Genomic DNA, 9831 nt, shown 5'->3' with positions numbered 1-9831 from the left:
ACGTCGTGAAGGCCGTCACCGGTGAGGAGATCACCCAGAACGGCCTCGGCGGCGCCGATGTGCACGCCGAGACCTCGGGCGTCGCGCACTTCGCGTACGACGACGAGGAGACCTGCATCGCAGAGGTCCGCTACCTCCTGGCGATGCTGCCGTCCAACAACCGCGAGAACCCCCCGGTCGCCGAGTCCGAGGACCCCGCCGACCGCCGCTCCGACGTGCTGCTCGACCTGGTGCCCGCCGACGGCAACCGGCCCTACGACATGCACAAGGTCATCGAGGAGATCGTCGACGACGGCGACTTCCTCGAGGTCCACGAGCGCTGGGCGCGGAATATCGTCTGTGCCCTGGCGCGTTTGGACGGACAGGTGGTTGGCATCGTGGCCAACCAGCCGCAGTCGCTCGCCGGTGTCCTGGACATCGAGGCGTCGGAGAAGGCCGCGCGCTTCGTGCAGATGTGCGACGCCTTCAACATCCCGATCGTCACTCTTCTGGACGTACCCGGCTTCCTGCCCGGCGTCGACCAGGAGCACGGTGGAATCATCCGGCACGGCGCGAAGCTGCTCTACGCCTACTGCAACGCCACCGTGCCGCGGATCTCGCTGATCCTTCGCAAGGCCTACGGAGGTGCGTACATCGTCATGGACTCCCAGTCCATCGGTGCCGACCTCACGTACGCCTGGCCGACCAACGAGATCGCGGTCATGGGCGCCGAAGGCGCGGCCAACGTCATCTTCCGCCGTCAGATCGCCGAGGCCGAGGACCCGGAGACGATGCGGGCACGGATGGTCAAGGAGTACAAGGCCGAGCTGATGCACCCGTACTACGCGGCCGAGCGCGGTCTCGTGGACGACGTCATCGACCCCGCCGAGACCCGCGAGGTGCTGATCTCGTCCCTGGCGATGCTCAGCAACAAGCACGCCGACCTGCCCGCCCGCAAGCACGGCAACCCGCCGCAGTAACCCTGCGCGGACTTCCCTCACCAACGGAGACACCGAAACCCATGAGCACTCCTGCCGATCACCTGCTGCGGGTCGAGAAGGGCACCGCAGAGCCCGAGGAGCTCGCCGCCATCACCGCGGTTCTGATGGCCCGTGCCGCCGCCCAGGCCCCCGCGGCCCCGGCCGCCCGCCGCGGCCGCTCCAAGGCCGGCTGGCGCCGCCTGGAGCGCACCCCGGGCTTCCGGGCGCCCCACAGCTGGCAGGGCTAGCCCCTACGGCTTACGGCCCCGCCTTCCCCTCGCGCAGGGGAGGGCGGGGCCGTCTTTTTCCCCTCCCCGCTGATGAATCAGCCCCTCCGGCGCTTGAGATGGGGGTCCCCCCTGCTCGAGCGAAGCCGAGAGCTTGGGGGAGGGGTCCGGGGCGGAGCCCCGGTTACGGGAAGGGGCGGGACTGGGGAAAGAAAAACGGCCCCGCACCCCTCCACCGGGGTACGAGGCCGCACAGGCCGAGCCGTCGGCTACCGCAGGCGGGCCATCAGTGCATGCTCGACCAGCGTGATCAGCGTCGACTTCGCATCCGCACGGTGGCGGGCGTCGGTCGTGATGATGGGGGTGTCGGGGCCGATCTGCAGGGCCTCGCGCACCTCGTCCGGGTTGTACGGCTGCTGTCCGTCGAAGCCGTTGAGGGCGATGACGAAGGGCAGCCCTGAGTTCTCGAAGTAGTCGACGGCCGGGAAGCAGTCGGCGAGCCGCCGGGTGTCGACGAGGACGACCGCGCCGATGGCGCCGCGCACCAGGTCGTCCCACATGAACCAGAAGCGGTCCTGCCCCGGCGTACCGAAGAGGTACAGGATCAGGTCCTGGTCGAGCGTGATGCGGCCGAAGTCCATGGCCACCGTGGTGGTGGTCTTGTCCCCGGTGTGCGTGAGGTCGTCGATGCCGGCCGACGCCGACGTCATCACAGCTTCCGTGCGCAGCGGGTTGATCTCCGAGACGGCGCCGACGAACGTGGTCTTGCCCACGCCGAAGCCGCCCGCCACCACGATTTTCGCGCTGGTGGTAGAGCGGGACGCACCGCTAGAGCTTGCGAAGTCCACTGAGCACCCTTTCGAGCAGTGTCACATCTGGCTGTCCGCCGGCGTTCTCGTCGCCGCCGGGCTGGTGGATGGCCACGAGTCCGGCCTCCGCCAGGTCGGCGACGAGGATCCGGGCCACCCCGAGGGGGATGGAGAGGAGTGCCGAGATCTCCGCGACGGACTTGATCTCACGGCACAGGTTGCAGATCCGCTGGTGCTCGGGCAACTGGCCCTGCAACTGGTGCGGTTCCGCGGTGGTGTGCACCAGCGCCTCGATGGCGAGCTGGTACCGCGGCCTGGTACGACCGCCCGTCATGGCGTACGGGCGCACCAGCGGGTTGTGGTGGCCGCCGGCCGGCTGCTGCGGCTCGGGGGCCCGGCGCTGCGGCTGCACGGGCTGGATCCGCGGCGCCGCCGGCTGGTCGTAGGGGCCCGGCCGCTGCTGCTGGTGGTACGGCTGCTGCGGGCGCTGCGGCGGCGTGTAGGGCTGCTGCTGCCCCTGGTGCCGACGGCTGGGCGCGGAGGGGAAGTTGTAGCGGTTCGGCGAGCCCTCGCTGCCCTGGCCGCCCTGCCCCTGGCCGTAAGACCAGTTGGCCGAAGACGAACCCTCTGGGGGTGTGCCACTTGCCACGTGCTTCCTCCTCCGACTTGCCGGGCATCCATCACTGTGGTGCCGCGTCCCGAACTTTAAGGCCACGGGACGCGAATACGCACTGTCTGTCTGCTAGTTGAGAACCGGGGAAAGCTAGTTGAGCAGGCTTCCCTGGAGCTCGGCGCGCAGGTCAGGCGTCAGTACGCTGCCTGCCCGGTCCACCAGGAGCGCCATCTCGTATCCGACGAGACCGATGTCGGCCTCCGGGTGTGCGAGTACGGCGAGGGAGGATCCGTCGGAGATGGACATGATGAAGAGAAATCCTCGCTCCATCTCCACAACTGTCTGATTCACGCTGCCGCCCTCGAAGATCCGGGAGGCCCCGGCGGTGAGGGAGGTCAGACCGGAGGCGACGGCCGCCAGCTGGTCGGCGCGGTCGCGCGGGAAGCCTTCGGACATCGCCAGAAGGAGTCCGTCGGCGGAGACCACCACCGTGTGGGACACCCCGGGGGTGTTGTCCACGAAGTTGGTGATCAACCAGTTCAGGTTCTGCGCCGCCTGGCTCATCGGGCTCACACTAACGCTCCTGGTTGTAGTTGCCACCAGGACCGGGGCCCTGGCCGTTCGAGTCACTTCCTGCGTCGCGTCCCCGCTGAACCCCGCGGCGCAGATTGCTCAGCCTGCCACGGACGTCCTCGGGTGCGCGGGAGACCTGGGGGCCGCCCTGCGGGGTCTGCTCCGCCGTGCCCTCGACCAGGTTGGCCCGGGGCACCCGGCGCGGGAGCCCCGACTGGGTGACCCCGCCGGCCTTGGGCTGCCGGAGCTGCTCGGCCCGCTGCCAGCGGGAGTCGTTGGCGGAGCGCCAGTCGTCGCCCGCACCGTCGCCGTCGTTCCCGGCGGGCCCCGCGGGCTGCTCCTGGTCCGCATGCGGCTGTGCGGGGGTGCCCTGGCCGGCTCCCGCCGTCCACTGCTCGCCGGCGGGGCGGCCGCCGTTCGCCGCGGTGGATCCGCGGCGCGGCAGACCCGCGTCGGTCATGTCGTGCACCGTGGACGGGGCGGGTCCCTGGGGACTCTGCCGGTCGAAGCCTACGCGCTCACGGTCGCCTTCGGGAGCGCCAGGAGCAGATTCCGTTTCCACTCCGAACGCGGACCGGTAGCCGTCCTGATAGCCGGACTGCTGCGGCCAGTCGTCCTGGTGGGGCTGGCCGTTGTACTCGGCGTAGGAGTCCTGCCCCGGGCTCTGGTGGCCCGTGCCGTCGTCGTATCCGCCTTCCGCATAACCGGATTCCGGATAGCCGTCGTAGCCGTTGTCCTGGGCCGGGTAGCCCTGGTCGTACGCGGGTCGGCTCTGGCCGTACGCGTCGTGCTCGTAGCCCTGCCGGTCGTCGTAGGACGGCTGCTGCTGCTCGTAGGACTGCTGCTGGTCGTAGGACGGGCCGCCCTGCTCGTAGCCCTGCTGCTCCACCTCGTCGCGGTACAGGGGGCGGTCGCCCGCCTGGGCCTCGAGGGCGGCGCGGCGCTCCTCGCGGAGCAGGGAGCGGCCCACCGGGTCCAGGTCCTGTCCTGCGGCCGACGGATCGGCGTAGCGGCTGTCGTCGAAGCCGAGCTCCGCGGCCGTGCGCAGCGGCGGGGCCTCGTACGACGGCTGCGGCTGCTGCTGCTCGGGCACGATCCGGGAGACCGTGAACTCGCTCTCCGGCAGATCGCTGCCGCTGCCGCCGTGTGTGATGGCGTCGGGGAGCATGACCAGGGACGTGGTGCCCGCCTGCTCGCCGGAGGGGCGCAGCTGGACCCGGATGCCGTGCCGGTCGGCCAGGCGGCCGACCACGAACAGGCCCATGCGCTGGGAGATCGCGGCGTCCACGGTGGGCGGGTTGGCCAGGCGGTGGTTGATGTCCGCGAAGTCCTCGGCGGTCAGGCCGATGCCCTTGTCGTGGATCTCGATCATCACGCGGCCGTCGGGAAGCCGGGTCGCGGTGACCCGGACCTTGGTCTGCGGCGAGGAGAACGTGGTGGCGTTCTCCAGGAGCTCGGCGAGCAGGTGCACGAGGTCGGTGACCGCACGCCCGTGGATATCGGCCTCCGGCACACCGGTCAGCTCGATGCGCTCGTACTGCTCCACCTCGGACGAGGCGGCGCGCAGGACGTCGACCAGCGGGACCGGCTGGTCCCAGCGGCGGCCCGGCTCCTCGCCGGCGAGGACCAGGAGGTTCTCGCCGTTGCGGCGCATACGGGTCGCCAGGTGGTCCAGCTTGAAGAGGTTCTCCAGCTGGTCCGGGTCGGCCTCGTTGTTCTCCAGATCCGTGATGAGGGTCAGCTGGCCCTCGATCAGGGACTGGTTGCGGCGCGACAGGTTGGTGAAGATCGCGTTGACGTTCCCTCGAAGGAGGGCCTGCTCGGCGGCGAGCCGTACCGCTTCGCGGTGGACCTGGTCGAAGGCGCGGGCGACCTCGCCGATCTCGTCCTGCGTGGTGATCGGGATCGGCTGGACCCGGGTGTCCACGCGGCCGGGCTCGGTGCGCGAGAGCTGGTCGACCAGCATGGGCAGACGCTGCTCGGCGATGCCGAAGGCGGCGGTGCGCAGCTGGCGCATGCTGCGGCTCATCTGGCGTGCCATGAGGCCGGCGATGATGAAGGCGGCGAGGACGGCGGCGACCACGATGGCGCCGTTGATGTACGCGTCCCGCTTGGCGTCGTCGGCGATCTGTGCGGACTCCGCGACCGCCTTCTCGATCAGCTGGGTCTCGATCTCGCGGTAGCCGTCGAACTTCGCGGTGGCGGTGGCGAACCAGCTCTCGGCCGTGATGCCCTGCTGCTCAAGGGTGCTGGGCTTCGCGCCCGAGCCGATCAGCTTGACCATCTTGTCGGTGGACGGCGGCGCCTTGAACGGCACGCCCTTGGCCTCGGCCGCCTTGGCGGCCGCGGCGATCTTCTTCTTGCCCTCGTCCTGCTTGCCCTTGAGGACGCTCTTCAGGTTCTCGTAGTCCTGGTCCGTGCCGGCGCCGATGTACTCGCCGATGGCGATGCGCTCCAGGTACGCGTAGGAGCTGAAGGCGGTGGTCTGGGCCTCGAGGTCCTCGCGCTCGGAGCTGGGACGCACGATCAGGTGGGTGCCGATGGAGCGCTGCAGCGAGACGGAGGCCTTGGCGAGCGAGACGGCGTAGACGGTACGGCCGTAGCTGGTGATGTTGCCGGTGCCGAGGCCGAGTTCGTTGGCGAACTCCATCAGGGAGTGCTGGACGGTGACGTAGCCCTCTTCGGTCTTCACCGGGTCCATGGCGCGGGTGAAGGCGGCCTTGCGCAGGCCCTCCAGCTTGGACTCGTTCTCCTTGAAGAGGTCGAGGCGGCGCTCCAGGCCCTGCTTCTCGGGCATGTCCGCGACGATGTCGGCGAACTCCGCCTTGGCGGCGTCGGTGGCCGCGCGGGCCTTCTTGACGGCGCCGGTCTCGCCCTTGCCGAGCAGCAGCGGGGCGGCGGATATGTCGCGTTCGTTGAGCAGCGCCTGGCCGTAGTTCTCGGCGGCGCGCACGATGAGGGCGGTCTTCTCGGCGTCCTGGGCCTCGTTCCAGGTGTCGATGGAGCCCTTCACCTGGAAGCCGCCCATCACGATGGCGACGAGCACGGGTATGAGGAGGATCGCGTTCAGACGCGTGGGTACGCGCCAGTTGCGGGGCGAGAGCTTGCTGCCGCTGCCCGCTGGGGACGCGGTCGCCGAGTCGGCTCCCGGCACCTGCGCGGGAGTTGCCGCTGCACGCGGCGGCGGGGTGAAGTTGCCCCGCTCCGGCGGCTCGGGGCTGTTCTTGCTTCGCCTCACTCGACCAACAACCTCTCGGCGTCGGCACCTACGTCGTGCCGCTGTCGTCTTCTTGCCCTGCACCAGGTCTTCTCGCCCGTGCTACTGGGCAGTTCAGCGCATTCCAGCACGTCAGCGGCGCCTCTTCCAAACAGTGGGAAGAGGTTGCTCCGGGTGACCCAGACCTCAGATAAAACGGGCATAAAGAGCGAGCCCCGGCAAATAGCGGGGCTGATGTGAGCGCAGCGATACCGGTTGTATGCGAGGTGTGTCGGAGAGCGCCGAATTCTCTGTCGAAACGTTATGAACACCGGGGCGGGCCGTGTCAAAAGACACAGCCCGCTCCGGTGAAACTACGGCAACTTCCGTACACCGATGCCGACTTGAGAAGTACGCAAGTGGCCACCCGAGGTGCGCGAGTGATACCTGGGGCACACCTACCTCAGGCGCGCCATCAGCGCGTGCTCGACCAGGGTGATCAGCGCGCTCTTCGCGTCGGCACGGTGGCGGGCGTCCGTGGTGATGATGGGGGTGTCGGGGCCGATCTGCAGGGCCTCGCGCACCTCCTCGGGGTTGTAGGGCTGGTGCCCGTCGAAGCCGTTGAGGGCGATGACGAAGGGCAGCCCTGAGTTCTCGAAGTAGTCGACGGCCGGGAAGCAGTCGGCGAGCCGCCGGGTGTCGACGAGGACCACGGCACCGATGGCGCCGCGCACCAGGTCGTCCCACATGAACCAGAAGCGGTCCTGCCCCGGCGTACCGAAGAGGTACAGGATCAGGTCCTGGTCCAGGGTGATGCGGCCGAAGTCCATGGCGACGGTGGTCGTCGTCTTGTCCCCGGTGTGCGTGAGGTCGTCGATACCCGCCGACGCCGACGTCATGACGGCCTCGGTGCGCAGCGGGTTGATCTCCGAGACGGCGCCGACGAACGTGGTCTTGCCCACGCCGAAGCCGCCCGCCACCACGATCTTCGCGGATGTGGTGGAACGGCCTCCGCCGTTAGAGCTTGCGAAGTCCACTGAGCACCCTCTCGAGCAGTGTTACGTCAGGCTGTCCGCCGGCGTTCTCGTCGCCGCCGGGCTGGTGGATGGCCACGAGTCCGGCCTCCGCCAGGTCCGCCACCAGAATCCGGGCCACACCGAGCGGCATGCTCAGGAGCGCGGAGACCTCGGCCACCGACTTGACCTCGCGGCACAGGTGGCAGATCCGCTGGTGCTCGGGGAGCAGCCCCATCAGCTGGGCCGGGTCGGCCGTGGTGCTGACCAGTGCCTCTATGGCGAGCTGGTAGCGCGGCCGGGTCCGGCCGCCGGTCATCGCGTACGGACGCACCAGCGGCTGGTCGCCCTCCGGCCCGTATGCGGACTGTGCTCCGTACGGGTCGTGAGCGGCGGTGGGCGGGGTCATGGATCCTCCGGGCGGGACAGCAAGGGAACGGCGTGCCGTCTGACTTGGCCGGTGGGGGACGGGGCCTGACGGTGGTGGGAGACGGGCGGGCGCGGTGCGTGGCTCAGTGCAGGAGGCTGCCCTGCAGCTCGGCGCGCAGGTCCGGGGTGAGCACAGTGCCCGCCCGGTCGACGAGCAGCGCCATCTCGTATCCGACGAGGCCGATGTCGCACTCGGGGTGCGCGAGCACCGCGAGGGAGGAGCCGTCGGACACCGACATGATGAAGAGGAAGCCGCGCTCCATCTCCACCACCGTCTGGTTCACGGGCCCGCCCTCGAAGATGCGGGACGCGCCCGCCGTCAGCGAGGTGAGCCCCGAGGCGACCGCCGCCAGCTGGTCGGCGCGGTCACGCGGGAAGCCTTCGGACATCGCGAGCAGCAGACCGTCGGCCGACACCACCACCGTGTGGGACACCCCGGGGGTGTTGTCCACGAAGTTGGTGATCAACCAGTTCAGGTTCTGCGCCGCCTGGCTCATCGGACTCAACTAACGCTCCTGCTGGTGAGAGGGGCTACGGAAACTGCCGGTCTGGCCGGTTCCGGCCTCGCGGCCCTGTTGGATGCCCCGACGGAGGTTGGTCAGCCGGCCGCGCACGTCATCGGGCGCACGCGAGACCTGAGGACCGCCCTGCTGTTGCTGTTGCTGTTCAGCCGTACCTGCCACGAGGTTCGCCCGCGGCACCCGGCGCGGCAGTCCGGAGGTGGTGACTCCGCCTGCCGAAGGCTGCCTGACCCGCTCGGCCTGCCGGCCGAGCTCGTCGTTCGGAGAGGTCCGCCAGTTGGCGGGAGCGGCCGGGGGAGCGGCGGGCGGCGGCGGCATCTGCGGCGCCGCGGGTGCCTGCTGCTCGGTCTGACGGCCGTTGTGCTGCGCGTGGCCCTGCTGCGGGCCGTTGTGCTGCCCGCTGTCCGCCTGGGTGTGGCTCTGTTGCTGGCCGCTCTGCTGCGTGTTGTTCTGCTGTGTGCTGTTCTGCCGCGCCGCCTGCTGCCCGTGGAACCAGTTGGTCTCCAGGGTGTCGTACAGCGGGGTGCGGCCGTCGCCCGGACCGGCCGGGGGCAGCTCGCCGACGCCGGACAGCTCGTCGGGGCGCGGCTGCTGCGGAACCTGCGGCGCCTGGCGCGGCGGCTCGGGCGGCCTCGGTATCGCGTACTCGCCGCTGTCCCGCGCGCCGTTGCGGGCACCGCCGCCGAGCGGGGCCTGCGGGGCCTGGGGCAGCTCGGGGCGCTGCTGCTGCCCGGAGTGCTGGTCGGGCCGTGCGTACTGGCCGCTCGACTCCGGACCCTGCTGTGCGCCCTGCTGCGGGGCGCCCTCGGGGCGCGGCCCGTTGAAGTCGGGCCGGGCGAACTCGGCCGTGGAGCCGGGGCCCTGGTGGTCGTCGCCCTCGATCCGGCCGAACTGCGCGGTGGCGTCCGGCTCTTGGTGCTCACGCGGATCGTGCTCACGCGGGCCGTGCTCACGCGGGCTGTCGAGCGCGGCGCGCTGTTCGTTTTCACCGCTCCAGCTGGGCACCCGCGGCTGCGGGTTGCCGCCGGGCAGCTCGGCACGGGGGCCGCCGCGCGGGGGCAGCTGCGGCTGACCGCTCTCGCCACGGCCGTCACGCCGCTGCGGCGAAGCGGGAGCACCGGAAGTGCCGGAAGCGCCCTCGGAGGGAGAGGCACCCGGCGCGGCGGGCCGGCCGGAGGGAGCGCTGTTGCGGGGCCCGCCGAAGACATCGGAGCGCTGCCCGCCGTTCATGGCGTCGCCCACACCGGGCCGGTCCTGCGGCTCGTTCATCCCCGCGCGGTTCTGCGGGTCGTTCGCACCGGGGCCGCCGTGCTGGGGGCCGCCCTGCTGGGGGCCACCGTGCCGCGGTCCGCCCTGAGCGTGGCCGCCCGGAGCCTGGGCGCCGCGCGGCGCCCCGCCCTGCGGCAGACCGGCCCGCGGTCCCTGGCCCGCGCCGGGGCCCGGGTCACGTCCTGGCAGCGCGGCCCGCGGCCCCGAACCGGTGACCTGGCC

The 9831-nt window shown here is 70.6% G+C and carries 9 protein-coding genes and 1 pseudogene; 2 read left to right on the top strand and 8 right to left on the bottom strand.

What is annotated here, in order from left to right; translation table 11 throughout:
• Positions 1–959 (top strand): acyl-CoA carboxylase subunit beta (locus ACFQVC_RS42160; RefSeq protein WP_381842004.1); only part of this gene is annotated, 959 nt, incomplete at its 5' end.
• Positions 960–1000: 41 nt separating this feature from the next.
• The gene (locus tag ACFQVC_RS42155; protein WP_381842001.1) at positions 1001–1207 is read left to right on the top strand and encodes an acyl-CoA carboxylase subunit epsilon; all 207 of its coding nucleotides are present in this window, start codon (positions 1001–1003) and stop codon (positions 1205–1207) included.
• Between the two features lie 248 nt (positions 1208–1455).
• Here the strand turns inward: ACFQVC_RS42155 and ACFQVC_RS42150 are convergent, their stop codons facing one another.
• The 8 genes and pseudogenes from ACFQVC_RS42150 to ACFQVC_RS42115 form a co-directional block, all read right to left on the bottom strand.
• A complete protein-coding gene (locus ACFQVC_RS42150; RefSeq protein ID WP_381841999.1) occupies positions 1456–2034 on the bottom strand; it encodes a GTP-binding protein in 579 nt (192 codons plus the stop codon).
• Positions 2015–2644 (bottom strand): DUF742 domain-containing protein, encoded by a 630-nt coding sequence (locus tag ACFQVC_RS42145; protein ID WP_381841996.1) that lies wholly within the window; start codon positions 2642–2644, stop codon positions 2015–2017. Before ACFQVC_RS42145 ends, ACFQVC_RS42150 begins: the two co-directional genes overlap by 20 nt.
• Positions 2645–2758: 114 nt before the next feature.
• A complete protein-coding gene (locus ACFQVC_RS42140) occupies positions 2759–3172 on the bottom strand; it encodes a roadblock/LC7 domain-containing protein (RefSeq protein WP_381842007.1) in 414 nt (137 codons plus the stop codon).
• A 10-nt stretch (positions 3173–3182) separates the two neighbouring features.
• Entirely contained in the window at positions 3183–6419 is a 3237-nt protein-coding gene (locus ACFQVC_RS42135; RefSeq protein WP_381841994.1) for a nitrate- and nitrite sensing domain-containing protein, read from the bottom strand.
• Positions 6420–6835: 416 nt separating this feature from the next.
• Positions 6836–7414, bottom strand: coding sequence for a GTP-binding protein (locus ACFQVC_RS42130; protein ID WP_381841991.1), 579 nt, complete (start codon positions 7412–7414; stop codon positions 6836–6838).
• Entirely contained in the window at positions 7395–7799 is a 405-nt protein-coding gene (locus ACFQVC_RS42125) for a DUF742 domain-containing protein (RefSeq protein ID WP_381841988.1), read from the bottom strand. The genes ACFQVC_RS42130 and ACFQVC_RS42125 overlap by 20 nt, the downstream gene beginning before the upstream one ends.
• A 103-nt stretch (positions 7800–7902) precedes the next feature.
• On the bottom strand, positions 7903–8316 hold the full coding sequence (locus ACFQVC_RS42120; protein ID WP_030753456.1) for a roadblock/LC7 domain-containing protein: 414 nt from the start codon (positions 8314–8316) through the stop codon (positions 7903–7905).
• A 9-nt stretch (positions 8317–8325) separates the two neighbouring features.
• Positions 8326–9831, bottom strand: a pseudogene (locus ACFQVC_RS42115) (nitrate- and nitrite sensing domain-containing protein); the annotation flags it as partial.

The sequence above is a fragment of the Streptomyces monticola genome (assembly GCF_042665355.1).
GTDB lineage: Bacteria > Actinomycetota > Actinomycetes > Streptomycetales > Streptomycetaceae > Streptomyces > Streptomyces monticola.
The sequence above is the reverse complement of the archived record's forward strand: the minus strand, read 5'-3'. Positions and strand labels throughout refer to the sequence as shown.

Coding starts and splice junctions, on each gene's coding strand:
- ACFQVC_RS42155 (WP_381842001.1), top strand. CDS start 1,001: ATGAGCACTCCTGCCGATCACCTGCTGCGGGTCGAGAAGGGCACCGCA.
- ACFQVC_RS42140 (WP_381842007.1), bottom strand. CDS start 3,172: ATGAGCCAGGCGGCGCAGAACCTGAACTGGTTGATCACCAACTTCGTG.
- ACFQVC_RS42125 (WP_381841988.1), bottom strand. CDS start 7,799: ATGACCCCGCCCACCGCCGCTCACGACCCGTACGGAGCACAGTCCGCA.
- ACFQVC_RS42120 (WP_030753456.1), bottom strand. CDS start 8,316: ATGAGCCAGGCGGCGCAGAACCTGAACTGGTTGATCACCAACTTCGTG.